We start from the raw sequence: 24,277 nt of genomic DNA, 5'->3' as shown, positions 1-24,277 counted from the left end.
ACCAGGAGTGCACCCCTCAGCAGGGCACCCTGTCGGCACGCGTCAGGACGGCACGGCCCCGACGGGGACCGGGGTTCCCGCCCGAGTGGACGCGCTGGCCCGCAGCGTGGCGCCCCAGCGTTCGGCGTACGCCGCCAGGGCGGGGGTGTCGGCGCCGTGGGCTTCGGCGTCCTTGTCGATGAGGTAGAGCCCGGGGGCGGGGCAGGCGGCGCCGAGTTCGGCCAGGACGGGTTTGAGGAGGAGGTCGGGGGCCAGGGCGTGGGTGGGGGCGGCGCCGAGCATGAGGGGGACGGCGGTGACGCCGCGCAGGCCTTCGCCGCCGGCGAACTGGTCGAGGAAGAGTTTGAGCAGTCCGGTGTAGGTGGCCTTGTAGGTGGGGGAGGCGACGACGAGGAGGTCGGCGGTGGCGACGTCGGTGACGGCTTGCTGGACGGTGGGGTCGCCCCAGCCGAGGAGTCCGGGGCCCAGGGTGGTGACGTCCAGGACGTGGTCGACGGGGCCTTGGGCGAGGAGTTCGGCGGCGGTGCGGGCGGCGGTCAGCGTCCTGGAGGCCGGTTTGGGGTTGCCGACGACGACGACGGTGCGGAGTGCGGTCACGCGTCGGCCTTGGGGGTGAGGGTGCGGAACCCGGAGGAGTGCCACACGAGCGGCTCGGTCTCGGGGACCCCGCCGAGGGAGTGGACCTCCAGCAGGACGACGTCGTGGTCCCCGGCCGGCACCTCGGAGTGGATGCTGCACTCCAGCCACACCGGGGCCCCGTGGACGAAGTGGGCGCCGGACGGCAGCGTCGTGGTGTCCAGGCCGTCGAACCGCTCGGCCGCGCGCAACGCGCGGGAGGCCAGCGTGCGGGCTGCCACGTCGTGCGCCTCGCCGAGCACCGAGACCCCCAGCTTCCCGCCGGCCTGCACGGCCGCTCGCAGCTTCGGCCAGCTCGTCGACGTGTGCTGCACGGCGAACAGCACCAGGGGCGGGTCGAGGGAGATGCCGACCTGGAAGGAGGAGGCGACGAGGACGACGGGTTCGGGACCGTCCTCGCCCTCCACGACGGCGGACAGGGCCGCGACGCCGGAGGGGAACAGGGCCGACGTCGTGCGCAGCGCCATCGGGTCGGCGGCGACGGGCGTCATCGGGACGGCACCGGTCGGGTCGGTCACCACGGTGAGCCCGGTGGTGCCGGTCGTGGTGTCGGTCGTGGTGTCGGTCATCGGTCGGAACTCCTCTGGAGGGGGTGGGTTTCGGTGCCGGCGTGGGCCAGGTCGACGACGGTGGGGTAGGCCCACCGGAGCTGACCGAGGGGCAGTCCGGTGCGGGCGGCGACGGCCTCGTGCGTGAGGTCGCCGGCCCGGCCGAGGTCCTGGACCGCCTGCCGGACCAGGAGCGCGCGTCGGGCGGCCCGGTGTCGCCACCTTTGCTGCGGGTCCTGCGACGACGCCTCGGGGCCGGTGGTCCGCCGGTGCCGGGAGGCGCCGACGGGGTGGCGCCGGCCGGCGTGCCGGGTGGTGGGGCTCGTCACCGTCCGGTTGCCGGACCGTCGGCCAGGAGGTGCCCGAGGCCCGCGTCCACGGCCCACCGCCGGGTGTCGGCCACGTCCTGGCGCAGCTGCGCGACGAGTTCCTCGGACCCGGGGTAGCGCCGCTGCGGGCGCAGTCGGGCGTGGAGGTCGATCCGGACGCTGAGCCCGTAGAGGTCGCCGGCGAAGTCGAGGAGGTTGGCCTCGAGCAGACGTTCGCCGTCCTTGCCGTAGTACGTCGGGCGGTGCCCGACGCTGACGGCCGCGACGTGCACGGTGCCGCCGTGGCGTCCGCCGCCACCGCCGATGCGCACGGTGCCGGCCCAGACCCCGTCGCGCAGACCGTGCGGGGGGACGGCCACGTTCGCGGTGGGGAAACCGAGGAGGCGGCCGCGTTCGTCGCCGTGCTCGACGACGCCCTCGACGCGCAGCACGACGTCGACACCCCGGGGGGTGGGCAGCTGCAGGTCCGCGGGTGCGGGGGCGGTCGTGGTGGACGGGCTCGGTCGGGTGGGCATGCGGACTCCTCGGGGAGTGGGTGCAGCTGACGGGTGGGTCAGAAGGCCAGGAGGTTGTCGCGGAACAGGTCGTGCTCGTACGTGCGGCGCACCCGGCCCAGGTCCGAGAGGGACCCGACGAGGCCGTCGGTGAGTTCGGCGATCGCGCGCCGGCTGCCCCCACCGGTGATGAGGTACCCGTCGCCCCCGACCTCGTCGAACTCCTCGGCCATGGCGGCGGCGACCTCGTCGGGGGTCCCGACGAAGGCCGGGTTCGTGTAGCGGGTGGCCCAGCGGCCCGTCGCCTCGCGCAGCGTCCCGCCGAGCCCGGTGAACTTCTCGAGCGTCGTGCGGTGGCCGTTGGTCTGCAGGTCCCCCAGCGGGGCGTCGGGGTCGACGGTGGAGAAGTCGATCTCGGTGAGGGCGCCCATGTGGCCGAGGGAGATCTCGACCGCGGTCTCGCTGGGGTTCTGCATCTCCTCGAACAGCTGCTGCGCCTCGCGGCGGGAGGCCGCCACGACCGGCAGGGTGATGAACATGACCTTGACGTCGTCCGGGTCGCGGCCGTACGCCTTGGCGCGGGTGCGGACGTCGTCGCGGAACTCCCGCATCGCCGGGACGCCCTGTGCCGCACAGATGACGGCGTCGGCGTGGCGGGCGGCGAACTCCCGGCCGCGGGGGGACCCCCCGGCCTGCAGGTAGACCGGCCGGCCCTGGGGGGAGGGCAGGGTGTTCAGGGGGCCGCGGACCTTGTAGAACCGGCCCTCGTGGTGGATGGGCGCCACGCGCGAGGCGTCGACGTAGGTCCCGGTGGCGCGGTCGGCGACGAGGGCGCCGGGCTTCCAGGAACCCCACAGACCTTCGACGACCTCGACGAACTCGTCGGCACGGTCGTAGCGGGCGTCGTGCTCGTAGAGGGTGTCGAGGCCGAAGTTCTGCGCGGCCCGGTCCTCCGAGGAGGTGACGATGTTCCAGCCGATCCGACCGCGAGAGAGGTGGTCGATGGTGGACATCGACCGCGCGAGCAGGAACGGTGGGTAGAACGACGTCGAGGCCGTGACGACGATCCCGATGTTCCGGGTCTCGCGGGCCAGGACGGGGGCGAGCGCGAGCGGGTCGTGCTTGGGGGCGTAGAGCGAGTGCTTGAGGTCGGCGTCCATGGTTCCGCGGAAACCGTCGGAGACCATGGAGGAGTCCTCCAGCATCATGAAGTCGAGCTTCGCCCGCTCCATGGCCCGGATCCAGTCGACGTGGTACTCCCCGTCGGTCCACTCGCGGGCCTCGGCGTCGCTCACCCAGGGCGTCGTCCACGCCGGCCGGGTGAAGTTCATGAACCACCCCAGGTGCATCCTGCGTGGCGCGCTCATCGTCGTCCCTCGTTCCGGGTTGTCGGCGTCGTTGTGGTCACCGGTCCCCTTGATTCTGGGAACGAGTTGTTTCCGACAGGCGTCGGATTTGTGAACGTGGTGTTGCGCCAGAGCAGACGCGTTGCACGGCAACGGATCCGGCGGGACAACGCCGCCGACGACCGTCGCGGCTCGAACCCGGACCGGCGTTGTTGGCCGCTGCAGGCCCCTGACCTGCGGTGACGGGTGGCGAAACACGAGGTTAACCGGTTCGACGCGGAGCGGTAACGCCGCACCGACAACCTGACGGCCACGCAGTCGACCGGCCCGAGCCGTCCTGCACCCCTCTTCCACCGGCGCACCCCGGGAGGTGCCATGCCCCACGTCCAGTCGAGCCCCTTCACCGAGCTGTCCGCCGAGCGGGTCACGAAGTCCTACCGTCGCGGGGCCCCCACGGCGGTCGCGGGGATCGACCTGCGCATCCGGCCGGACACCGCACTGGGGATCGTCGGGGAGAGCGGATCGGGCAAGTCGACCCTGTCGCGCATGCTCGCCGGTCTGGAACCCCCCTCCAGTGGCCGCGTCCTGCTCGACGGCCAGCCCGTCGCGCACCTGCTGAGCACCCGGACCGGGCGCACGGCGTTCCGGCGGACGGTCCAGTACGTCGCCCAGGACACGAGTTCCTCCTTCGACCCCCGGCGGTCCCTGCGCGACTCCGTCCGCCAACCCCTCGAACGCCTCCACGGCCTGGGACGCGCGGCCGCCGACCGGCGGGTCGACGAGGTCCTCACGTCCCTCGAGGTCGACCCCGCCCTGGCCGACCGCCGCCCGCGACAGGTCTCCGGCGGCCAGCGGCAGCGGTTCGCGATCGCCCGGGCCCTCGTCGTCGAACCGCGCGTCCTCGTCTGCGACGAGGTGGTGTCCGCCCTGGACGTCTCGGTGCAGGGCAGCGTCCTGAACCACCTCAAGGACTACTGCCGCAGCGCCGGCTGCGGCCTGGTGTTCGTCTCGCACGGCCTGCCGGCCACCGCGTTCGTCGCCACCACCCTGGCGGTGGTCCACCGCGGCGAGGTCGTCGAGGAGGGCCCGGTCGAGGACGTCGTCACGGCGCCGCGCCACGAGTACACGCGGCACCTCCTGCTGGCGCACGGCGGGACACCGCAGCTGGGGGTGGCCTCGTGAGGAGCTGGGCGACCCGGCAGCGGTGGTGGTTCACCCGGCTGCTGGCCCTTCCGCTGCACCTGTTCCTCTTCGCCGTCGCCACGTTCTTCCTCGTCCGCCTCATCCCGGGCGACCCGGCGCGCGAGGTCGTCGGGCCGGAGGCGAGCGAAGCGGAGTACCTGGCCACCCGGCAACGGCTCGGCCTCGACGGCTCGCTGCCCGAGCAGTTGTGGACCTACCTCGGCCACCTCGTCCACCTCGACCTCGGCGAGGGGATCGCCACGGGCCGCTCGGTGACGGCGGACATCGCCGACCGGTTGCCCGGGACGCTGGAACTCGCCGTCATGGCCTTCACATGGCTCGTCGTCGTGACCCTGCTGCTGTCGACCGTCGTGACCGCGCGGCCCCGCTCGTTCGCGGCGACCCTCGTCCGCGGGTACTCCCAGGCGGCCGGTGCCGTCCCGGAGTTCGTCGTGGCGGTGTTCGGGATCTTCCTCTTCTACGCCACCCTGCACGTCGTGCCGGCCCCCACGGGCCGCACCCGTCCGGGGCTCGCGGCCGCCGAGCCGCTCACCGGTTTCCCCTGGCTGGACGCCGTGCTGCGGGGCGACACCCTCGTCGTCTCCTCCATGTCCTCGCGGCTGCTGCTGCCCATCGCGGTCCTCGTCGTCTCGGTGTGCCCGGTCCTGCTGAAGCAGTTGCTGTCGGCGCTGGAGGACAGCACGGCGGCGCTGTCCACCCAGTTCGCCGTCGCCGTCGGAACCCCCCGCCGCGTCGTCTGGGCCGCCGCCTACCGCCGCGCCCTGCCCCCCGTGGTCACCATGGCGGGCAACGTCTTCGGCTCCCTCGTGGGGGGCGCCGTCATCCTCGAGTCCCTCTTCGGCCTCGGCGGGATGGGCACCTACGCCGTCGACGCGGTGGGGACCACCGACCTCGTCGCGCTGCAGGGTGCGCTGCTCGTCATCGGCGCACTCTCGATGGTCGTGTTCCTGCTCGTCGACATCGTCAACATGCTGCTGGATCCCCGGCGCAAGCCGGGACGACAGGTGAGGTCCGCGTGAGCGACGTCCGAACTCCCGACACCGACATCCACACCGGCTCCAAGCCCGCGGCCCCCGAGGTCACCGGGGTCCTGAGCCCTCGCCGGCGCAGGATCCGCACCGGGACCCTCGTGGCCGCGGTCCCCGTCCTCGCGCTCGTCCTGCTCGCGGTGGTCGGACCCTGGATCACCCCGCACGACCCCACCCGCGTCGTCGGGACCCCGTCCCTGCCCCCGGGGGGTGAGTTCCTGCTCGGCACAGACAACGCCGGTCTCGACGTCTTCTCGCGCACCCTGGCCGGCGCCCGCGTCGACGTCGTCATCGCGACCCTCGCGACCCTGCTCGCCACAGCCGTCGGGGCGCTCGTGGGCCTCGTCGTCGGGATGAACGAGGAGCACGGCGGACTGCGGGGCGCGGCCGCCCGGGCGGCGACCCGGGGGATGGACCTCCTCGAGGCCGTCCCCACCGTCATCGTCGCCCTCGTCGTGGTCTCGTTCTTCGGGACCAGCACCCCGACGATGGTCGTGACCCTCTCGGTCATCCTCGCGCCGCTGCAGGCCCGTCTCGTCCGCACCGAGGTGCTGCGGGTGCGGCACGACGCCTACCTCGACGCGGCGCGGCAGGCCGGTCTCAGCGAGGTCCGGCTCGTCCTGCGGCACGTGCTGCCGAACGCGACCACCCCGGCGCTGCAGAACGCCCCCGTCCTGTTCGGGGTGACGATCATCCTCACCGCGGCCCTCGGGTTCCTCGGCGTCGGTCTGCCGCCGCCGAGCCCGGAGTGGGGCGCGATGATCACCCGGGGGGCCGGGGACGCCGCCGTCGGCAAGTTCTGGGCCGCGGGAGCTCCCGCCGCCGCCCTCTGCCTCGCCGTCGCCTCCGTGGCCGTCTTCGGCCGGCGACTCGCGGCCGACCTGAGCCGCTGACCGACCCTCCCCACCCGACCCTTCCGACCCGACCGGGCGGTTCCCCGCCGGTCGAGCGCTCCACCCTGCCCGCGCTCCACCCCGCCGCTCCCCCCACCGACTCCCCGAGGAGACCCCATGCCCCCCGCGCGCCACGTCCCGGCCACCGGCCCGAGCCGCCGCCAGGCGCTCGCCCTGCTGACCGCCGGCGGCGTCGTCGTCGGGCTGAGCGCCTGCGCCGACGAGGCTCCCGCCGGCGACACCGGCGCGAAGAACACGACGCTCGTCGTCGTCACGCCCGACCAGGCGTCGAACGTCGTCCGCGACTACGGCTACACGGCGGGCACGGACAACCAGGACGTCACGAACAACCTGCACGCCCAGCTCCTGCGCAAGCCCTACGTCGAGGACGGCAACGCCGAGAACCAGGACCTCTACACGTTCGACCCCTACCTCTGCGAGAGCTACGAGACGAGCCCCGACGGCCTGACGTTCACGTTCCACCTCAAGCAGGGCGTCAAGAGCCAGCAGGGCAACGAGCTCACCGCCGACGACGTCCTCTGGTCCTTCGAGCGCAAGTTCGCCACCCCCGGCGGCGGCATGGCGGGCTACTACAAGCCCATGCTCACCGACCCGGCGCAGCAGATCACCAAGGTCGACGACCACACCGTGACGTTCACCGTGGAGAAGGCCGGTTACGGGCTGACGCTGCTGGCCAACCTCGCCGAGAACATCGGCTCCATCTACGACAGCACGTACCTCAAGCAGCACGCGACGCCCGCGGACCCCTACGCCGTGCAGTGGGGCGTGCAGGACATGCTCCGGGGGAACGTCGGGTTCGGTGCGTACAAGCTCGAGTCGGTCACCCCCGGCCAGGAGATCGTCATGGTCTCCAACCCCGACTTCGTGCTCGGCGCCCCCGCCATCACCCGCATGACGCGCCGCCTCGTCGAGGACGCCGCCACCCGCGCCAACATGGTGCGCAGCGGGGACGCGGACGTGGCCCTCGGCCTGCGGCCGTCGGACCAGAAGGCGCTGGAGTCCGACAGCGGGGTGTTCGTCCCCGACACCCGGACGAACTCCTTCCTGCTCATGGCGATGAACACGACGCGGGCCCCCTTCGACAACCCCGCCGTCCGCTACGCCATGGCCTTCGCCGTGCCGTACGGCAAGATCATCTCCGACGTCTACTCCGACCGTGCCTACGCGTACACCCACGTCCTGGACGACACCGCCCCCGGGTACGACGCGAGCGCACTCCCGGAGTTCACCTACGACCCTGCGCACGCGAAGTCGCTGCTCGCGGCGGCGGGCGTGAGCAACCTGTCCTTCACCCTCAGCGTCAACAACCAGATGCCGTCCGTGCAGGACACGGCGATCCAGGTCCAGTCCGCGATGGCCGACGCCGGCATCACCGTCGAGATCCGCGAACTGCCGGCGGCCCAGCTCAACCAGGACAGCCTCGAGGGCAAGCTGCAGGCCTCCCTCAGCGTCGGGTCGTCCGTCACGATGACCCCGCCCTACATGCTCCAGCTCCTCACCCAGCCCGGCGGCGGTTCCAACACCGCGCTGTGGAACGACCCGCCCTTCCTCGCCGAGGTGCAGGCCGGGCTCGACGCCGGGGACGCCCTGAGCCCGGAGGCCATGGAGCACTGGCAAGCCGCGGAACTCCGGATGGTCCAGCAGGCGCCCTACGTCATGATCGCCCGGATCAAGCCCGCCGCCGTCCTGCGCGCCGACGTCGAGGGCTTCGCCCAGCGCACCGACTTCCGCATCGACTACTCCCACCTGGAGCGGTCGTGACGGCGGACAGGTTCCACCTCGGGTGGTTCGGCGCCTTCGTCCCGCACGGCTGGAACCAGCCCTTCGAGGGCACGGAGGCGAGCCACCGCGAGTGGCTGGACGGCACCTTCCACGTGGACCTGGCGCGGGCGCTGGACCGGGCCTGCTTCGACGTGCTCCTGCTGGAGGACTCCTCCATGGTGTCCGACACCTACGGCGGGACGTCCGAGGCGACGCTGGCCCGCGGCGTCTGGGCCCCCAAGGGCGACCCGCTCGCGCTGGCGCCCCTGCTCACCGAGGCCACCGAGCACCTCGGCATCTCGGTGACGGCCTCCACGAGCTTCTACCCGCCCTACGTGCTCGCCCGGGCGTTCAGCACCCTCGACCACCTCTCCGGCGGCCGGGCCGGCTGGAACGTCGTGACCTCCAGCGAGGACCGCGCCGCGCAGAACTTCGGCCTCGACGGGCTGCCGCAGCACGACGAGCGCTACGAGCGGGCCGAGGAGTTCATCGACCTCGTCGACCGCCTCTGGTCGTCCTGGGAACCGGACGCCCTCGTCATGGACCGCGAGACCGGGGTGTACGTCGACCACGAGAAGGTCCACCCCGTGCACTTCGAGGGCCGCTACCACCGGTCCCGCGGACCCCTCAACACGCTGCCCGCACCGCAGGGCCGGCCCCTCGTCAGCCAGGCGGGCGGGTCGCCGAAGGGCCGTGACCTCGCGGCCCGCACGGCGGACCTCGTCATGGCGCTGCCCAAGGGCGTGCCCGCGATGAAGGCCTACCGGGACGACATCCGGGCGCGGGCCGAGGCGTTCGGTCGCGACCCCGACGACGTCAAGGTCATGTTCATCGTCTCCCCGGTCCTCGGCGCCACCGAGGCCGAGGCCGCCGAGCGGTTCGAGCGCCGCCGGCAGGCTGTGCGGGACGACCCGACGGGTCAGCTCATCGGCTGGTCGGGCAGCATGGAGATCGACTTCTCGCGCTTCGACCTCGACGAACCCCTGCCGGCGGACGCGCGGACGAATGGGCACCAGTCGACGCTGGAGACGTTCCGCACCTGGGCCGGGGACCGCACCCTGCGCCAGGCGGTGGAGGCCTACCGCACCGAGGCCGTGGAACTCGTCGGCACCCCCGACTCCGTCGCCGACCAGATGGGCGCGATCGCGGAGGAGGTCGGCGGCGACGGTTTCATGCTGTGGAGCCAGCCCCCGACCCGGCAGTACGTCACCGAGGTCTGCGACGGCCTGGTCCCCGCCCTGCAACGCCGCGGCCTCGTCCGCACCGGGTTCAGCAGCACGCAGCTGCGCGACAACCTCCTCGAGTTCTAGGAAGGCCACTCCCCATGACCACCTCGAAGTTCCACCTCGGCTGGTTCCTCGGCGCCGGCTTCGGCGTCCAGAGCTGGAACCAGCCCTGGTCCGGCACCGGTGCGCACGACTGGATGCTGCCGGACCAGTACGTCGACCTCGCGCACAGCCTCGAACGGGCCTGCTTCGACTTCCTCATCATGGAGGACTCCGTCCAGGTGTCCGACACCTACAAGGGGTCGATGGAGTACTACCTGCGCACCGCCTCGGCCGCTCCGAAGCACGACCCGGCGGTGCTGGCCGCGATCCTCGCCCACGAGACGAAGCACCTCGGGATCATCCCGACGCTGACGACCACCTTCTACCACCCGTACACCGTCGCCCGGATGATGACGACGCTCGACCACATCGCCAAGGGCCGCATCGGGTGGAACGTCGTCACCGGTTCCAACACCCGGGCCGCGCAGAACTACGGCTTCGACATGCCCGAGCACGACGTCCGCTACGAGATGGCCGACGAGTTCGTCGAGCTCGCGCACAAGCTCTGGGACACCTGGGAGAACGACGCGGTCCTGGCCGACGTGGAGAACGGCGTCTACGCCGACCACGAGAAGGTCCACCGGCTGGACTTCCAGGGCAAGCACTACGCCTCCCGCGGCCCGCTGAACACCGTCCCCAGTCCGCAGGGTTCTCCGGTCATCCTCCAGGCCGGCGGCTCCAGCGCCGGCAAGGCGTTCGCCGCCCGCTGGGCCGAGGCCATCATCTCCAACCCGCACGGGACCTCGAAGATGCGGGCCTACCGGGACGAGGTCCGCACGCTCGCGGCCGAGCAGGGCCGTGACCCCGACCACGTCAAGGTCCTCTACCTCATCTCCCCGGTGCTCGGGGAGACGACGGCGGAGGCCAAGGGCAAGCTGCAGCGCCGCAAGGACGCGATGTCGAAGAACATCGACGGTCTCCTCGCCGGGCGTTCGCACCTGTCGGGCATCGACCTGTCGCAGTTCGACCTGGACGCCCCGCTGCCGGCGGACCTCGTGAGCAACGGGCACCGCAGCAGCTTCGAGGAGTTCAAGGGGGACGGGACGCAGACCCTGCGCGAGCGGCTCATCGACCACTCCGCGATCGACACCATCGAGTTCGTCGGCACCCCCGAGGACGTCGCCGACCAGATGGAGGGGGTGATGCAGGACGTGGGCGGTGACGGGTTCCTCATCGCCGGCGCCCCGCTGAACCGCCGCTACGTCGCCGAGGTGACCGACGGTCTCGTACCGGTCCTCAAGCGCCGCGGGCTGACCCGTGACCGCTACGAGCACCAGTTGTTCCGCGACAACCTGCGCGCGTTCTGACCCACCCCCGACGAGAGAGTGAGTAGCGATGTTCCACCTCGCGTGGTTCCTCAGCTGGCAGGTGCAGAGCTGGAACGGGATGTGGTCCGGTGAGGGTGGGACCGAGTGGAACCACCCCGAGCTCTACGTCGACATGACGAGGTCGCTCGAGCGGGCCGGGTTCGACTACGTCATGTTCGAGGACGGCGCCTTCGTGCCGGACTCCTACGGCGGCAACCACGACTGGTGGCTGGCCCGGGCCCGGTCGGTGCCCAAGCAGGACCCGTGGCAGCTGCTGCCCGTCCTGGCCCAGCACACCGAGCGCCTCGGCCTCGTCGGGACGATGTCGACGTCCTTCTACCCGCCCTTCATGGCGGCGCGCACCGCGGCGACCGTGGACCACCTCAGCCACGGTCGCGCGGGGGTCAACCTCGTCACCTCGCACAACACCCGCACCGCGCAGAACTTCGGGCACGACGACATCTTCGAGCACGACCTGCGCTACGACATGGCCGACGAGTGGATCGACCTGGTCAAGCAGCTGTGGGGTTCGTGGGACGCCGACGCCCTCGTGCAGGACCGCGAGCGCAACGTCTACGTGGACGGGTCGAGGGTCCGGCCCGTCGACTTCCAGGGGAAGTGGCACCGCAGCCGGGGGCCGCTCAACACGCTGGCCCCGCCGCAGGGCAGTCCCGTCGTCTGCCAGGCGGGGGGTTCCGGCCCCGGGCGGGCCCTGGCGGCCCGGCACTGCGACACCTTGCTGGCCCAGGTGGAGTCCGTCGAGGCCATGAAGGAGTACCGGGCCGACGTCCGTGCCCGCATGGTCGAGGCGGGACGCGATCCGGACTCCTGCAAGGTGCTGTTCATCGTCTCGCCCGTGCTGGGGGAGACCCAGGCGGACGCCGAGGCCAAGAACGAGCGGGTGCTGGCCGGGTTCAAGGCCGACATCTCGGTGAACCTCGCGAACATGTCCTACGCCAGCGGGGTCGACTTCGCGCAGTACGACCTCGACGCACCGTTCCCCGACCTGTCCGGGACCAACGCGACCCGGTCCTCGATGGTCATGATGTCGGTGAACGCCCAGGGCATGACGCTGCGCCAGGCGGCCGAGTCGAACGTGCGCCGCTCGGTGGAACTCGTCGGCACGCCCGACGCGGTGGCCTCCCAGATGGGCGAGATCGTCGACGAGGTCGGTGGCGACGGGTTCCTCATCTCCGGCAACGTCAACCGCCGCTACGTCGCGGAGATCACCGAAGGCCTCGTCCCCGAGCTCCGCAAGCGCGGGCTGACCCGCGACGGGTACACCCACGAGCAGTTCCGCGACAACCTGCTGGAGTTCTGATCCGCGTGCCCTCCGACCGCCCCGTCCTCGCGCGGATCCCGCGCGCGGCCTGGCTCACCCTGTCTTCGACGGCCCTCGGGCTCGTCGTGGCGTTCGCCAGCGTGAGCATGGTCCCGGTCGCGCTGCCCGCGATGATCGACGACCTGGACGCCAGCGTCGTCCAGGGGCAGTGGTTCCTGCTCGCGTACCTGCTGGCCTGCTCGGCGTCCATCCTCGTCGCCGGGAGGGTGGCGGACGCGTTCGGCCGCCGCCCGGTCTACCTGACGGGGCTGGCGCTGTGCACGCTGTCGGTCGCGGGGATCACGTTCGCCGCCGACCCCTGGCTGGTCGTGGTGCTGCGGGGTCTGCAGGGGCTCGGGGCGGCCTGCGTCATCACGAACTCGACGGCGCTGCTGGTGGAGGTGTTCCCCCCGAGCCGGCTCGCCGTCGGGATCGGCGCGAACATCGGCATCATGTCGGTCGCGACCGCGATCGGCCCGCTCGTCAGCGGGGCCCTGACCGAGGGCGTCGGCTGGCGCGCGGTGTTCGCGGTCGGGGCACCGCTGGGACTGGTGGGGGTCGTCTGGGCGGGGTTCGCCCTGCCGCGGGTCCTGAGGGTTCCCCGGCGGTCGGGCCGGCCGGACCTCGCGGGCGCCCTGGCCTCGGCGACGCTCATGGCCGGCGTGGTCTTCGGCGCGAACCAGGCCGGAGCGTCCGGGTGGACGGTGACGGCCGTCGGGGCGCTCGTGGCCGCGGCCGCCGCCGGCGTCGTCCTGGTCCTGGTGGAACGCCGCGCCGCGGACCCGGTCGTCGACCTGGGCCTGCTCCGCGAGCGGTTCCGGGGGTCCGCCTACGGCGCGACGGGTCTGTCGACGCTGGCCGAGGGGTCCGTCGCCGTCGTCGTCGTCTGGCACCTGCAGCAGGACGAGGGGTTCTCCCCGCTCGACGCCGGGGTGCAGGTCACCGCGCTGGCCGTGGGCACCGCGGTCGCCTCGGTCGTCGCGGGCCGGCTGGCGCCGCGGTTCTCGGGCCGGGCCCTCACCGCGACCGCCGTCAGCGGGTCCACGGTCGTCCTCCTCCTCATCGCCCTGCACTTCGCCGGGCCCGCGGAGGTGGTGCCGCTGTGGGCGCTGCTGTGCGCCATCGGACTCACCGGCGGGATCTTCAAGACCGCCAACGCCGCCGCCCTCAACGTCGGCGGCGACGCCCGGGGGGCGGGGATGGTCAACGGCCTGCGGGTCGCCGTCGACAACACCGCCGTCACCGTCGCCGTCGCCCTCGGCCTCGCGATCACCGACACCGCGGGGGTCGTCGTCTGCTTCGCCGTGCTGGCGGGCCTGTCCCTGGCCGCGGTCGCGCCGGCCTGGGGTCGCGGCCTGCACACCGACGAACCCTTCCACCGCCGTGGCGATCGCCGATCCGCCGCCGACCCGCAACTCGTCGCCTGACCCTGGAGGTTCCCCGTGTCGATGTTCCACCTCGGGTGGTTCACCAACTTCAGCAACCCGCCGTGGAACCACGCCTGGGCGGGCACCGAGGGCCGCGACTGGCCCCGCGGCCGCGCGCACGTCGAGTTCGTCCAGGCCCTCGAACGGGCCTGCTTCGACTACGTCATGCTCGAGGACTCCTCGATGGTGAGCGACGCCTACGAGGGGTCCACCCGCGCCGACCTCGCCCACGGCCTCTACGCCCCCAAGCACGACCCCGTCGTGCTCGCCCCGCTGCTGGCGGCCGCCACGTCGCGCATCGGCATCATCGCCACGGCCTCGACGTCGTTCTACCCGCCGTACCTGCTGGCCCGCCGGTTCGCGACCCTGGACCACGTCTCGCACGGCCGGGCCGGCTGGAACGTCGTGACGTCGAGCGAGGACCGGGCCGCGCAGAACCACGGCCTCGACGGCCTCCCGCCGCACGACGAGCGCTACGAACGGGCCGAGGAGTTCGTCGACCTCGTCGAGAAGCTCTGGGAGAGCTGGGAACCCGACGCCCAGGTGCTGGACCGCGACCGCGGGGTCTACGTCGACCACACCAAGGTCCACACCCTGGACTTCCGCGGGAAGTTCCACGCCTCGCGCGGACCGTTGAACCTGCAGCGACCGCCGCAGGGCCGCCCCGTGCTCTGCCAGGCCGGGGGTTCCCCGCGCGGTCGGGACCTCGCCGCCCGGCACGCCGACACCGTCCTGGCGATGGCGGCCGGTCCGGAGCAGATGAAGGAGTTCCGCGACGACGTCCGCGCCCGGGCAGTGGCCGCCGGCCGCGACCCGGACGCCGTGAAGGTCATGTTCGTCACCTCCCCGGTCCTGGCCGACACCGTCGAGGAGGCCCGGGCGCGGGCCGACGCCGCCCGGACGCCGGACCCGCTGAAGATCGAGGTGGCCCTGGCCCACATGTCCGCGGTCACCGAGATCGACTTCTCCACGCTCGACCTCGACGCCCCCCTCGGCGACCTGCAGACCAACGGCCACCGCACGACCCTGGCCCAGTTCCTCAAGCACGGCCGCACGGCGCGGGAGGCGGCCATCGGCTGGCTGACGGGGAACGCGCACTACGTCGGGACCCCCGAGACCGTGGCCGAGGCGATGGGGGAGGACATGGCCGCCGTCGGTGGTGACGGCTACCTCATCACCGGCAACATCGGCCGCCGCTTCGTCTCCGGCATCACCGACGGCCTCGTGCCCGCGCTGCAACGGCGGGGCCTGACCCGCACGGAGTACGCCCACGAGACCTTCCGCGACAACCTCCTGGAGTTCTGATGACGTCCAGCGCCACCCCAGCGCCCTTCACCGTCGGCTGGTTCGCGGGATGGGGCGTCCCCGACTGGTCCGGGCCCTGGGCCGGTGACGCGGTGCAGTCGTGGGTCGACGGCACGTTCACCGTCGAGACCGTCCGCGACCTCGAACGCGCCGGGGTCGACCTCGTCGTCATGGAGGACCTGAACTACCTCTCCGACGTCGTCGGCGGCACGTTCGAGCAGGAACTGCGCACGACGGCGCGGGCACCCAAGCACGACCCCGTCGTCCTCATGAGCCGGCTCGCGGCCGAGACCGAGCGCATCGGGCTCATCGCCACCGCGTCGACGACGTTCTGGCCGCCCGTCGAGCTCGCGCGGACCTACGCGACGTTGGACCACCTCACCGGCGGCCGGGTCGGCTGGAACGTCGTCACCTCCACCGGTGACCGGGCGGCGCAGAACTTCGGGCTCGACGCCCTGCCGGGGCACGCGACCCGCTACGCGACCGCCGCGGAGTACCTCGAAGTCGTCCACGCGCTCTGGCGCGACGGCAGCGTCGAGCACCACGGTGAGCACCTCGAGGTCAGCGGCCGCACCGGGACGCGCACCCCGGCCGCGGGCCGGCCCGTCGTCTGCCAGGCGGGGGCCTCGGCCGCGGGGACGGCGCTGGCCGGCCGCTTCGCCGACGTCGTCGTCTCCTACCCGCCGGGTGTGGAGGCGATGCGCGAGTTCCGCGACCAGGTGCGCGCGGCCGCGGAGGCCGCCGGCCGCGACCCGGACGACGTGCAGGTCCTCTACCTCGTCACCCCGCACCTCGGCGAGACCGAGGAGCTCGCGGCCGAGGCGGCGGCCCGCTACTACGACCCCACCGACGCGGCCGTGCGCCGTCGCCTCGTCCAGATGTCCGGCGACGTCGACTTCTCCGCCTTCGACCTCGACGCGCCGCTGCCCGACGACGTCAGCACCGAGGGCAGCCGCAGCATCCTCGACAACCTGCGCCGCGTGGCCGCCGGGCGGACCCTGCGGGAGTTCATCGGCAGCCAGCGCAGCGAGGCGGTGCGCCTCGTCGGCACGGCCGCCTCGGTCGCCGACCAGATGGAGGACGTGCTCGCGCAGGTCGGCGGGGACGGGTTCCTGCTCTTCGGCGGGGGTGGCGGGGTCCTGACGCGCCGGTACGTCCGCGAGCTGTGCGACGGGCTCATGCCGGAACTGCGCCGCCGCGGTCTGGCCGGCGTCCCCGGGGACGACCGGCCGGGGGCGACGCTGCGGGACCGGTTGCGGGACCGTCGCCGCGAGGGGGTGCTCCGGTGAGCGCGCCCACCACGACCACGAAGGCGACGGGGACCCGGACCTGGCGGTGGGGTGCCGTCACGGGGTTCCCCGCGGGCAGCCCGGACCCGCGCCGCGCCCTCGAGGTCGTGCGCCGGGTCGACGCCGCCGGCGCCGACCTCGTCCTGCTCGAACCCGGACCCGACGGCGTCGACTCCCACGACACGACCTCGCTCGCGGGGTTCACGAGTTCCCTGCGCACGGCGGCGGCCGGGGTCGTCCCCGGTGGCGCCGTCGACGACGTCCCGCCCTACCAGCTCGCCCGGCGCACGGCCTCGCTCGACCACCTGCACCGCGGTCGCAGCGGCTGGTGGTGCACGGGCACGGCGGGTCTGCCCGTGGGCCGGGCCGAGGAGCACGCGGCGGTGCTGCGGGCGCTGTGGGAGTCGTGGGAACCCGACGCCGTCGTGGGGGACGTCGCGGGCGGTGCGTACGCCGACCACACGAAGGTCCACGCCGTCGACCACCGCGGGCCGCACTACGCGGTGCGCGGCCCGCTCAACACCGTGCCGTCGCCGCAGGGCCGTCCCCTGCTCGTCGTCTCGGACGACGGGGAACGCAGCGTCGCCCTCGCGGCCCGCTGGGCCGACGTCCTGGTGCTCGACGGGCGGTCGGCCGCCACCGGGTCCGACACCCGGGCCGACACGGTGGCCCGGCTGCGCGCGGGGCTCGTCCGCGCCGGCCGCGGTCCCGGGGACTGCCTCGCGCTCGTGCGCGTCGCGACGACCGACCCGGACGCCGTCGAGGCCGTCGTCCGGTCCTGCGGCGCCGACGGCTTCCTCGTCGACGTCCCCGCCGCCGCGGCGGCGCACGAGGTCGAGCACCGCCTCACCGCGGCGACGGCCGACCTCGTGCGCGTCCTGTCCGCGCGCGGCCACCTCGCCCCCCGGCCGGCCGAGCACGGCCTGCGCCGACGACTGCTGGAGGAGAACTGATGCACCTCGGATGGTTCGCGACGACCGGTTTCGGCGTCTACGGCTGGGAGGACCCCTGGGCGGGGAACGTCGCCTCCGACCTCGGCCGGCCGGGGTTGTTCGTCGACCTCGCCACGTCGCTGGAACGGGCCGGCTTCGACTACCTCATGCTCGAGGACTCCTCGGTCCTGCCCGACGTGTACCGCGGGACCTTCGAGAGCTCGGTCCGCCGCGGGACGCACGTGCGGTTCGACCCGGTGCCGCTGGTCCCGCTGCTGGCGAACGCCACGCAGCACCTCGGCATCGTGGCGACGGTCGCGACGACGTTCTACCCGCCGTTCCTGGCCGCCCGCCTCTTCGCGACGCTCGACCACCTCTCGGGCGGTCGGGTGGGGCTGAACCTCGTCACGGCCAGCGCCGACGGCGCGGCGCAGAACTACGGCCTGACCAAGCACGTCGAGCACGACCGCCGCTACGAGATGGCGGACGAGTGGATCACCGTCTGCAAGGAGCTGTGGTCCTCCTGGGACCGCGACGCGCTCACCCTGGAACCGGGGGGCGCCTTCGCCGACCACGAGAGGATCCACACGATCGACCACGTGGGGGAGCACTACTCCTCCCGCGGCCCGCTCAACCTGCCGCCCGGCCCGCAGGGTCGGCCCGTGATCTGCCAGGCCGGCGCCTCGCCGGCGGGACGGGCCTTCGGCGCCCGGCACGCGGACACGATCATCGCGGCGCAGACGGGGGTGGACGCCATGCGCGCCTACCGCGAGGACATCTCCCGCCGGCTGCTGGAGAACGGCCGCAAACCCGAGGACGCGAAGGTCCTCTACCTCGTCAACCCCATCCTCGGGGACACCGACGACGACGCGTTCCGCAAGCGCGACCGGTTGCGGCAGGTGCAGTCCGGGCACGTCGACCGGGTGCTGGCCGCCCTGTCGTACTTCACGAGCATGGACTTCTCCCAGTTCGACGTCGACGCCCCGCTGCCGGACCTCAGCGGCAACAACGGGCACCAGGGCACCGTCGCGGACATGGTCCGCACCGGCAAGACGCTGCGGGAGATCGCGACGACCCACAAGGCGACCGAGTCGATCGAGCTGTGCGGTTCGGTCGAGACCGTGGCCGACCGGATGGAGGAGGTCATGGCCGAGGTCGGCGGCGACGGGTTCCTCATCGCCGCGCCCGTGACCCGCAAGAACGTCACGGAGATCACCGACGGTCTGGCCCCTGCGCTGCGCCGCCGCGGCGTGCTGCGGCACCGCTACGAGCACGCGACGTTCCGCGACAACCTGCTGTCGACGTGACGGGCGCCGCCCGCGTGCCCATCTCAGGGTTGCGGCATCCCGATCTCCGGTGCGCCCTCCTCCGACGCCGACCGGACCGGGGGGAGGTGCGCGTGGTCGCCGCCGAAGACCGCCACCCGGTCGCCGCGGAAGTGCGTGAAGCTCATCTCGCGCGGGGTCCCGTCCGTCGTGCGGGTCATCAGCTCCCGCAACAGGACCGGAGCGCCCACGGGGATGCCGAGGAGTTCCGCGGCGCGTTCCTGGCAGGAGATCGCCTCGACGACGGAACTGCTGCTGCCGTAGGGCACGTCGAACAGGCTGCGGAACACGACGGGCACCGGCGGGTAGTCGACGTGGTTCGCCTCGATGCGGCGCAGGAACGCCGCCTCGTCGAGGTCGGTGACGCAGTAGCCGACCCGCAGGTAGAGCGGGGAGCCGCCGACGTACCCGACCTGCTCCAGCAGGACGACGCTGTCGACCTCCTGGCCCAGCGCGGCCCGGACCGGTTCCGGCGCCGTGATGCGGCGGCACTCCAGCGTCACCACGCGCAGGCGGCCCTCGTCCGCCGCACCGGGGTAGGCGCGCGGGCCGATCTCGCCGTCGCGGACGGCGACGATGTCGTGGGCCACGTTCGTCCCGGCGCGGCGCTGGCGCACGACCACCCCGTCGTCGGCCAGCATCTGCAGCGCACGTCGGACGGCGTTCCGGCTGGCTCCCAGCCGGCTCACGAGGTTCGTCTCCTCGAGGAGGGTGTCGTGCGGCATCGTGCCGCGTCGGATCATCGAGCGGATGAGTTCGTAGACGTGCCGCGGCGACGTCGACACGTCCTCGGTGCGAGGCTGCCGACTCCGCTGGTAGGCCCGGCGCCGCTCCTGGTCCCTGTCCTGGTCCCGGACCCTGTCCGGGTCCCTACCCTCGTCCACGTGGGGTTCCTCCCGCCTCCGGGCCACCTTCAGGACCCCGGCTCGACCCCAAGGTAGTCGTCCGCCCGACCCGTGAGGAGAACCCCGATGCCCGAACCCCGCCAGCCCGCCGCCCCCACGTCCCTGCCGACGTCCGTCCCCACCGCCGGCCCCGAGTCCGCGCGCATCCCCGAGCAGTCCTCGCGGGAGGCGCCGCCCGTGCTGCGCGTGCGCGACCTGCGCGTGCGGTACCGCGCCGCGGACGGTGCCGGTCACGTCGCGGTGGACGGCGTCTCCTTCGACCTCCTCGCCGGGCAGCGGATGGCCCTCGTCGGGCAGTCCGGGTCCGGCAAGTCGACGCTCGCGCTGGCGGTCACGGGGTTGCTCAGCGCCTCCGCCGACGTCGAGATCAGCGCCGCGGAACTCACCGTCGCCGGCACCCCCGTCCGCACCCGGCACGCCTCGAGCGTGCCGGTGCGCACCCCCGGCGTCTCGATGGTGTTCCAGGACGCCATGACGGCGCTGGACCCCGTCCGCCCGGTCGGGGCGCAACTGGCGAGCGTCGTGGCGACGACCGGGGTGCGCGGACGGGCCCGGCGCGAGCTGTGCGGGGAGTGGTTGCGCCGCGTGGGCCTGACCGACGTTCGCCGGGTGTCCCGGTCCCGGCCGCACGAACTGTCCGGCGGCATGCGCCAGCGCGTGATGATCGCGGTCGCGCTGGCGGGCCGGCCCCGGTTGCTCGTCGCCGACGAACCCACGAGCGCCCTGGACGCCTCCCTCGCGCGGGGGACGATGGAACTGCTCGACGAGCTCACCCGCTCGGAGGGGATCGCGCTGCTCGTCATCAGTCACGACATCCTGCTGAGCCTGGAGCACACCGACGTCGTCGGCGTGCTCCAGGGCGGCGAGCTCGTCGAACTGGGCCGTTCGGCCGACCTGCGCGAGCACGCCCGGCACCCTTACACCCGCGGTCTCGTCGCCTGCGTGCCGACGCTGGCCGACCGCGGCCGGGACCGGTTGCCGACGCTCGCGGACGCCGGTGCCGGTCCCGTGGCGAGCTGAGCCTCACCCGGGCGTCAGCACCCCCGCGGGGGAGATGACGCGGTCGGCCACGCCGTAGGCGATGGCCGCCGCACCGGGCAGGACGAGGTCGCGGTCGAGGTCCCGCCGCAACTGCTCGACGTCGCGGCCGGTGTGCCGGGACAGCACCTCCTCGATCTCCGAACGGATCCGCAGCACCTCCCGGGCCTGGATCTGCAGGTCCGCGGCCGTTCCCTGCGCCCCGCCCGACGGTTGGTGCAGCAGGACGCGGGAGTGCTCCAGGACCGAGCGCTTCCCGGGGGCGCCCGCGGCCAGCAGCACCGCCGCGGCCGAGGCGGCCTGGCCGACGCAGAACGTCGCGACGTCGGGCTGGACGAACTGCATCGTGTCGTAGACGGCCATGAGCGCGCTGGCCGAACCCCCGGGGGAGTTGATGTAGAGGTTCACGTCGGCCGTGGCGGACTCCGAGGCGAGGTGGACCAGCTGGGCGATGACGACGTTGGCGACGGCGTCGTCGATCTCGCCGTGCAGGAACACGATCCGGTCCGACAGCAACCTGCTGAACACGTCGGACGTGCGGTCCCCACGGGGCGTGGACTCGACGACGTACGGGATCGGGTAGCTCATCACAGCCCCACCTTCCGGGCCGCGCCGAGCCGGACGTCCGCGACGCCGGTGACGACGTGGTCGACCATGCCGTACTGCAGGGCCTCCTCCGCGGTGAACCACCGGTCGCGTTCGGAGTCCGCGGTGATGGTGGCCTCGTCCTGCCCCGTGTGCTGCGCGGTCAGGCGCGTCAGGACGTTCCGGGTGTGCTCGAGGTTCTCGGCCTGGATGGCGATGTCGGCGGCGGTTCCCCCGATGCCGCCCGAGGGCTGGTGCATCATGACCCGCGCGTGCGGCAGGGCGTAGCGCTTGCCCGCCGTCCCCGCGCACAGCAGGAACTGCCCCATGCTCGCCGCCATCCCCATGACGAGCGTCGAGACGTCGTTCGGGATGAGCCGCATGGTGTCGTAGATCGCGAGCCCCGCCGTCACCGAACCCCCGGGGGAGTTGACGTACAGGGCGATGTCGGCGCGCGGGTCGTCGGCCGAGAGCAGCAGCAGCTGGGCCGTGATCCGGTTCGCGACGGCGTCGTCGACCTCCTGCCCGAGGACGACGATGCGCTGGAACAGCAGTCGCCCGGACAACTGGTCGTCGAACGGTCCGGCCAGGGTCGTGGTGGACATGGGTTCTCCTCTGCTGACGGTGGTGCGGTGCGTCCCACCACCGTCGGCCCGCGGGCCGTTCCCGGGAAGGTCGTTCTGCCCGCAGGAGATCCACCGCGGGCGAACACGGGGCGACGACGGGCGGCGCTCAGGCCTTCCAGCCGCCGTCGGAGAACAGCAGCTGACCGTTGACCCAGCCGCCCCGGGCGGACAGCAGGAACGCGACGAGGTCGGCCGTGTCCTGCGGGGTCCCGAGCCGCCCGCGCGGGTTCGGGGTCAGCGCGGCCTCGCGGACCGCGTCGTCCATCCAGCCCGTGTCGACGGGGCCGGGGTTCACGACGTTGGCCGTGATCCGCTGGTCCTGGAGTTCGCGGGCCGCGGCCAGGACGATCCGGTCCATCGCGCCCTTGCTCGCGCCGTAGGGGAGGTTGTGGACGTAGTGGTCGCTCGTGATCGCGACGATGCGACCGGTGCCGGGCTCCACCCGCAGGCGCCGCGAGAACTCCGCGACGAGCAGCCACGTCGCCCGCGCGTTGACCGCCATGTGCCGGTCGAAGCTCTCGACCGTGGTGTCGAGGATCGAGGAGTCCACTGACTCGCAGTGGCACATCACGAGCGCCGTCACGGCGCCCAGTGCCTCCTCCACCGTCTCGAACAACCGCGCGGGCGCGGCGGGGTCGGCCAGGTCGGCCGCCACGGCGACGGTCCGCGCCCCGGCCGCCCGCAGGCCCGCGTGCACGTGCTCGGGGTCGTCCGGCTGCGGCCCCCACGGCATCCGCTCGTCGTACGGCGCCCAGTGGCTGGTGGCGACGTCCCAGCCGTCGCGCGCCAGTTGAGCGGCGATGCCGGCACCGATGCCGACCCGCCGTCCGACCCCCGTCACGAGCACCACCGATCGCTGCGCCATGGCCCCCACCCTGGCGGGGACCGGGGTGGGGAGCGCAACGGGTTTCCCGCTACTGCTGGTAGTGCTCGACCTCGTCGACGGGTCGGGCCGCCGCACCCTCGGGGTCCTGCCCGGCCGTGCGGCGCGCGTCGCGCTGGCGCAGCAGGTCCCAGCACTGGTCGAGGGCCTCCTCCGCGGCCCGCAGCTGCGCGTGCTCCTCGTCGGCCGAGAGTTCGCCCTTCTGCAGCGCCTCGCGCAGGCGGTGCTCGGTGGCGACCAGGTCGCTGATCCGCTGGTGGATGTCGTGCTCGTCCATGCCCGGATCCTGCCGCGGCCGGTGCCGGACCGCGAGCGAGGGTGGGTTCACCGGCACGGGGTGGCCGACCGTCCGTCGTGCCACCTGGTCGTGACGTGCCCCGGCGACCCGGAACGGGACGTGCTGGGGCACGAGGTGCTGGACGGTGCGCGCGAGCCGGTGGACCATCGCGGGGTGGACGAGCTCACCGGGAGCCTCGACGAGTACGTGGTGCGCGCGCCCGCCCCCGCGCTGCGGCCCTGGGTCGGTGCGTGGAGCGGCTACCGGCAGCGGGGGGTGCCGCCGGTGCGGCACCTGGGGTTGCCGTCGCCGTGGCTCACGGTCGTGGTGACGCTCGACGACCCCCTCCACGTCGTGAGCCACCCCGACCCCGCCCAGCCGGGCGGCCGCTACGACGCGCTCGTCGGCGGCCTGCACCTCCGTCCTGCCGTCATCGCCCACGGGGGACGGCAGTCCGGGATCCAGGTCGCCCTGCACCCGCTGGCCGCCCGGGCCGTCCTCGGGGCCCCCGCGGGGGAGATGGCGTCCCTCGACCTGCCGGCCGACGCCCTCCTGGGACCTGCGGTGGACCGGTTGCGGGACAAGCTGTCCGGCCTGGACTGGGAGGAGCGGTTCGCCGAGCTCGACCGCTGGGTCGGGCACCGGCTCGCGGCACCGACCGCCGGTCTGCCCGCCGGGATCGGGACGGCCTGCCGTCGCCTCGCGCGCGGGGACCGGGTGGGCGAGGTGGCCCGGGAGGTGGGGTGGAGCGCCCGGCACCTGACGACGCTCGTGCGGCGGGAGACGGGGCTGTCGCCCCGTGAGTTCGGCCGCGTCGCCCGCTTCGACCGGGCCCGCCGGCTCCTGCAGCGCCGGCCCGGCCTGGGCGTCAGCGACGTCGCCGCCCTGTCCGGGCACTGCGACGCCTCCCACCTCGTGCGCGACTTCCGCGACCTCGCCGGGGTCGCGCCCACGGTGTGGCGGGCGCAGGAGTTCCGATCCGTCCACGACAGCGACCCCCTGCTGGCGGCAGGCTCGGCGCATGACGCACACACCGGGGACACCTCGGACACCTGACGCACCCGCCCCCACCGTGTGGCCGGCCTTCCGCGCTCGCGACGCCCGCGCGCTCATCGCCTTCCTCGTCGACGCGTTCGGGTTCGAGGAGACGCTGGTCGTGCCGGGGGACGGTGACCTCGTCGCCCACGCGCAGCTGACCTGGCCGCACGGGGGTGGTGTGATGCTCGGGTCCGAACGCCCGGGCACGGGCTGGCACGTCGCCGCGGGCGGCGCCGGCTGCTACGTCGTCGTCCCGGACGACGCGGCCCTCGACGCGCTGCACGCCCGCGCCGCGGCGGCGGGCGCGTCCGTGACCGACGTCGTCGCGCAGGACTACGGCTCCCGTGAGTTCACCGCCCGCGACCCCGAGGGCAACCACTGGTCCTTCGGCACCTACCGCGGGGAACCGCGAACCGGAGTGTTCTAGTTCGC

At 73.2% G+C, this 24,277-nt stretch carries 24 protein-coding genes and 1 pseudogene; 15 read left to right on the top strand and 10 right to left on the bottom strand.

The annotated features are described in order from the left end of the window. Positions 1-42 precede the first annotated feature (42 nt). Genes AB0637_RS09235 through AB0637_RS09215 form a run of 5 tightly spaced genes read right to left on the bottom strand, consistent with a single transcriptional unit; the run spans position 43 to position 3,374 of the window. Positions 43-597 carry an NAD(P)H-dependent oxidoreductase gene (locus AB0637_RS09235; RefSeq protein WP_366171539.1) on the bottom strand — a complete coding sequence of 185 codons (555 nt, stop codon included), beginning with the start codon at positions 595-597 and terminating at the stop codon, positions 43-45. After that, positions 594-1,205 carry a flavin reductase family protein gene (locus AB0637_RS09230; RefSeq protein WP_366171537.1) on the bottom strand — a complete coding sequence of 204 codons (612 nt, stop codon included), beginning with the start codon at positions 1,203-1,205 and terminating at the stop codon, positions 594-596. The genes AB0637_RS09235 and AB0637_RS09230 overlap by 4 nt, the downstream gene beginning before the upstream one ends. Further along, a complete protein-coding gene (locus AB0637_RS09225) occupies positions 1,202-1,513 on the bottom strand; it encodes a hypothetical protein (protein ID WP_366171535.1) in 312 nt (103 codons plus the stop codon). The genes AB0637_RS09230 and AB0637_RS09225 overlap by 4 nt, the downstream gene beginning before the upstream one ends. Continuing rightward, positions 1,510-2,028 carry a riboflavin kinase gene (locus AB0637_RS09220; protein WP_366171533.1) on the bottom strand — a complete coding sequence of 173 codons (519 nt, stop codon included), beginning with the start codon at positions 2,026-2,028 and terminating at the stop codon, positions 1,510-1,512. The genes AB0637_RS09225 and AB0637_RS09220 overlap by 4 nt, the downstream gene beginning before the upstream one ends. 38 nt (positions 2,029-2,066) lie before the next feature. After that, positions 2,067-3,374, bottom strand: coding sequence for an NtaA/DmoA family FMN-dependent monooxygenase (locus AB0637_RS09215; protein ID WP_366171531.1), 1,308 nt, complete (start codon positions 3,372-3,374; stop codon positions 2,067-2,069). 354 nt (positions 3,375-3,728) lie between these two features. Between AB0637_RS09215 and AB0637_RS09210 the strand changes: the two genes are divergently transcribed. The 12 genes from AB0637_RS09210 to AB0637_RS09155 all read left to right on the top strand — a co-directional run bounded on the left by AB0637_RS09210 (position 3,729) and on the right by AB0637_RS09155 (position 18,475). Then, positions 3,729-4,535, top strand: coding sequence for an ATP-binding cassette domain-containing protein (locus tag AB0637_RS09210; protein WP_366171529.1), 807 nt, complete (start codon positions 3,729-3,731; stop codon positions 4,533-4,535). Beyond that, positions 4,532-5,575: an ABC transporter permease gene (locus AB0637_RS09205; RefSeq protein WP_366171527.1), complete on the top strand. Its 1,044-nt coding sequence runs from the start codon at positions 4,532-4,534 to the stop codon at positions 5,573-5,575. The genes AB0637_RS09210 and AB0637_RS09205 overlap by 4 nt, the downstream gene beginning before the upstream one ends. Continuing rightward, on the top strand, positions 5,572-6,477 hold the full coding sequence (locus tag AB0637_RS09200; protein ID WP_366171525.1) for an ABC transporter permease: 906 nt from the start codon (positions 5,572-5,574) through the stop codon (positions 6,475-6,477). Before AB0637_RS09205 ends, AB0637_RS09200 begins: the two co-directional genes overlap by 4 nt. 117 nt (positions 6,478-6,594) lie before the next feature. Beyond that, the gene (locus AB0637_RS09195) at positions 6,595-8,259 is read left to right on the top strand and encodes an ABC transporter substrate-binding protein (RefSeq protein WP_366171523.1); all 1,665 of its coding nucleotides are present in this window, start codon (positions 6,595-6,597) and stop codon (positions 8,257-8,259) included. Continuing rightward, complete coding sequence (locus AB0637_RS09190; RefSeq protein ID WP_366171521.1) at positions 8,256-9,569, top strand: NtaA/DmoA family FMN-dependent monooxygenase; 1,314 nt, start codon at positions 8,256-8,258, stop codon at positions 9,567-9,569. Before AB0637_RS09195 ends, AB0637_RS09190 begins: the two co-directional genes overlap by 4 nt. 14 nt (positions 9,570-9,583) lie before the next feature. Further along, the gene (locus tag AB0637_RS09185; RefSeq protein WP_366171519.1) at positions 9,584-10,894 is read left to right on the top strand and encodes an NtaA/DmoA family FMN-dependent monooxygenase; all 1,311 of its coding nucleotides are present in this window, start codon (positions 9,584-9,586) and stop codon (positions 10,892-10,894) included. Positions 10,895-10,922: 28 nt separating this feature from the next. After that, positions 10,923-12,215 (top strand): NtaA/DmoA family FMN-dependent monooxygenase, encoded by a 1,293-nt coding sequence (locus AB0637_RS09180; RefSeq protein WP_366171517.1) that lies wholly within the window; start codon positions 10,923-10,925, stop codon positions 12,213-12,215. 5 nt (positions 12,216-12,220) lie between these two features. After that, on the top strand, positions 12,221-13,642 hold the full coding sequence (locus AB0637_RS09175; RefSeq protein ID WP_366171514.1) for an MFS transporter: 1,422 nt from the start codon (positions 12,221-12,223) through the stop codon (positions 13,640-13,642). 21 nt (positions 13,643-13,663) lie between these two features. Then, positions 13,664-14,947, top strand: coding sequence for an NtaA/DmoA family FMN-dependent monooxygenase (locus tag AB0637_RS09170; protein WP_366171675.1), 1,284 nt, complete (start codon positions 13,664-13,666; stop codon positions 14,945-14,947). Beyond that, positions 14,947-16,236 carry an LLM class flavin-dependent oxidoreductase gene (locus tag AB0637_RS09165; protein ID WP_366171512.1) on the top strand — a complete coding sequence of 430 codons (1,290 nt, stop codon included), beginning with the start codon at positions 14,947-14,949 and terminating at the stop codon, positions 16,234-16,236. The genes AB0637_RS09170 and AB0637_RS09165 overlap by 1 nt, the downstream gene beginning before the upstream one ends. Continuing rightward, a complete protein-coding gene (locus AB0637_RS09160) occupies positions 16,233-17,189 on the top strand; it encodes an LLM class flavin-dependent oxidoreductase (RefSeq protein ID WP_366171510.1) in 957 nt (318 codons plus the stop codon). The genes AB0637_RS09165 and AB0637_RS09160 overlap by 4 nt, the downstream gene beginning before the upstream one ends. Beyond that, positions 17,189-18,475, top strand: coding sequence for an NtaA/DmoA family FMN-dependent monooxygenase (locus AB0637_RS09155; RefSeq protein ID WP_366171508.1), 1,287 nt, complete (start codon positions 17,189-17,191; stop codon positions 18,473-18,475). Before AB0637_RS09160 ends, AB0637_RS09155 begins: the two co-directional genes overlap by 1 nt. Before the next feature lie 23 nt (positions 18,476-18,498). Here the strand turns inward: AB0637_RS09155 and AB0637_RS09150 are convergent, their stop codons facing one another. Then, entirely contained in the window at positions 18,499-19,278 is a 780-nt protein-coding gene (locus AB0637_RS09150) for a GntR family transcriptional regulator (RefSeq protein ID WP_366171506.1), read from the bottom strand. 186 nt (positions 19,279-19,464) lie between these two features. Between AB0637_RS09150 and AB0637_RS09145 the strand changes: the two genes are divergently transcribed. Continuing rightward, positions 19,465-20,418, top strand: a complete 954-nt coding sequence (locus AB0637_RS09145) for an ABC transporter ATP-binding protein (RefSeq protein ID WP_366171504.1) — start codon at positions 19,465-19,467, stop codon at positions 20,416-20,418. Positions 20,419-20,421: 3 nt separating this feature from the next. Here AB0637_RS09145 and AB0637_RS09140 read toward each other — a convergent pair whose 3' ends face one another. The 4 genes and pseudogenes from AB0637_RS09140 to AB0637_RS09125 all read right to left on the bottom strand — a co-directional run bounded on the left by AB0637_RS09140 (position 20,422) and on the right by AB0637_RS09125 (position 22,807). Then, complete coding sequence (locus tag AB0637_RS09140) at positions 20,422-21,024, bottom strand: ATP-dependent Clp protease proteolytic subunit (RefSeq protein ID WP_366171502.1); 603 nt, start codon at positions 21,022-21,024, stop codon at positions 20,422-20,424. Beyond that, positions 21,024-21,599 (bottom strand): annotated as a pseudogene (locus AB0637_RS09135) (ATP-dependent Clp protease proteolytic subunit); the annotation flags it as partial. The gene AB0637_RS09140 and the pseudogene AB0637_RS09135, both read right to left, overlap by 1 nt. A 154-nt stretch (positions 21,600-21,753) precedes the next feature. After that, on the bottom strand, positions 21,754-22,512 hold the full coding sequence (locus AB0637_RS09130) for an SDR family oxidoreductase (RefSeq protein ID WP_366171500.1): 759 nt from the start codon (positions 22,510-22,512) through the stop codon (positions 21,754-21,756). 49 nt (positions 22,513-22,561) lie between these two features. Next, complete coding sequence (locus AB0637_RS09125) at positions 22,562-22,807, bottom strand: DUF2630 family protein (RefSeq protein ID WP_366171498.1); 246 nt, start codon at positions 22,805-22,807, stop codon at positions 22,562-22,564. 174 nt (positions 22,808-22,981) lie between these two features. Between AB0637_RS09125 and AB0637_RS09120 the strand changes: the two genes are divergently transcribed. Further along, the gene (locus tag AB0637_RS09120) at positions 22,982-23,863 is read left to right on the top strand and encodes a helix-turn-helix domain-containing protein (RefSeq protein ID WP_366171496.1); all 882 of its coding nucleotides are present in this window, start codon (positions 22,982-22,984) and stop codon (positions 23,861-23,863) included. After that, complete coding sequence (locus AB0637_RS09115; RefSeq protein WP_366171494.1) at positions 23,829-24,272, top strand: VOC family protein; 444 nt, start codon at positions 23,829-23,831, stop codon at positions 24,270-24,272. The genes AB0637_RS09120 and AB0637_RS09115 overlap by 35 nt, the downstream gene beginning before the upstream one ends. Positions 24,273-24,277: the final 5 nt, after the last annotated feature.

It is taken from the genome of Kineococcus sp. NPDC059986 (assembly GCF_040702905.1).
Lineage (GTDB): Bacteria > Actinomycetota > Actinomycetes > Actinomycetales > Kineococcaceae > Kineococcus.
This window is presented reverse-complemented; position numbering and strand designations above follow the sequence as displayed.

Coding starts and splice junctions, on each gene's coding strand:
- AB0637_RS09230 (WP_366171537.1), bottom strand. CDS start 1,205: ATGACCGACACCACGACCGACACCACGACCGGCACCACCGGGCTCACC.
- AB0637_RS09220 (WP_366171533.1), bottom strand. CDS start 2,028: ATGCCCACCCGACCGAGCCCGTCCACCACGACCGCCCCCGCACCCGCG.
- AB0637_RS09215 (WP_366171531.1), bottom strand. CDS start 3,374: ATGAGCGCGCCACGCAGGATGCACCTGGGGTGGTTCATGAACTTCACC.
- AB0637_RS09210 (WP_366171529.1), top strand. CDS start 3,729: ATGCCCCACGTCCAGTCGAGCCCCTTCACCGAGCTGTCCGCCGAGCGG.
- AB0637_RS09195 (WP_366171523.1), top strand. CDS start 6,595: ATGCCCCCCGCGCGCCACGTCCCGGCCACCGGCCCGAGCCGCCGCCAG.
- AB0637_RS09185 (WP_366171519.1), top strand. CDS start 9,584: ATGACCACCTCGAAGTTCCACCTCGGCTGGTTCCTCGGCGCCGGCTTC.
- AB0637_RS09180 (WP_366171517.1), top strand. CDS start 10,923: ATGTTCCACCTCGCGTGGTTCCTCAGCTGGCAGGTGCAGAGCTGGAAC.
- AB0637_RS09170 (WP_366171675.1), top strand. CDS start 13,664: ATGTTCCACCTCGGGTGGTTCACCAACTTCAGCAACCCGCCGTGGAAC.
- AB0637_RS09165 (WP_366171512.1), top strand. CDS start 14,947: ATGACGTCCAGCGCCACCCCAGCGCCCTTCACCGTCGGCTGGTTCGCG.
- AB0637_RS09155 (WP_366171508.1), top strand. CDS start 17,189: ATGCACCTCGGATGGTTCGCGACGACCGGTTTCGGCGTCTACGGCTGG.
- AB0637_RS09145 (WP_366171504.1), top strand. CDS start 19,465: ATGCCCGAACCCCGCCAGCCCGCCGCCCCCACGTCCCTGCCGACGTCC.
- AB0637_RS09140 (WP_366171502.1), bottom strand. CDS start 21,024: ATGAGCTACCCGATCCCGTACGTCGTCGAGTCCACGCCCCGTGGGGAC.
- AB0637_RS09130 (WP_366171500.1), bottom strand. CDS start 22,512: ATGGCGCAGCGATCGGTGGTGCTCGTGACGGGGGTCGGACGGCGGGTC.
- AB0637_RS09125 (WP_366171498.1), bottom strand. CDS start 22,807: ATGGACGAGCACGACATCCACCAGCGGATCAGCGACCTGGTCGCCACC.
- AB0637_RS09115 (WP_366171494.1), top strand. CDS start 23,829: ATGACGCACACACCGGGGACACCTCGGACACCTGACGCACCCGCCCCC.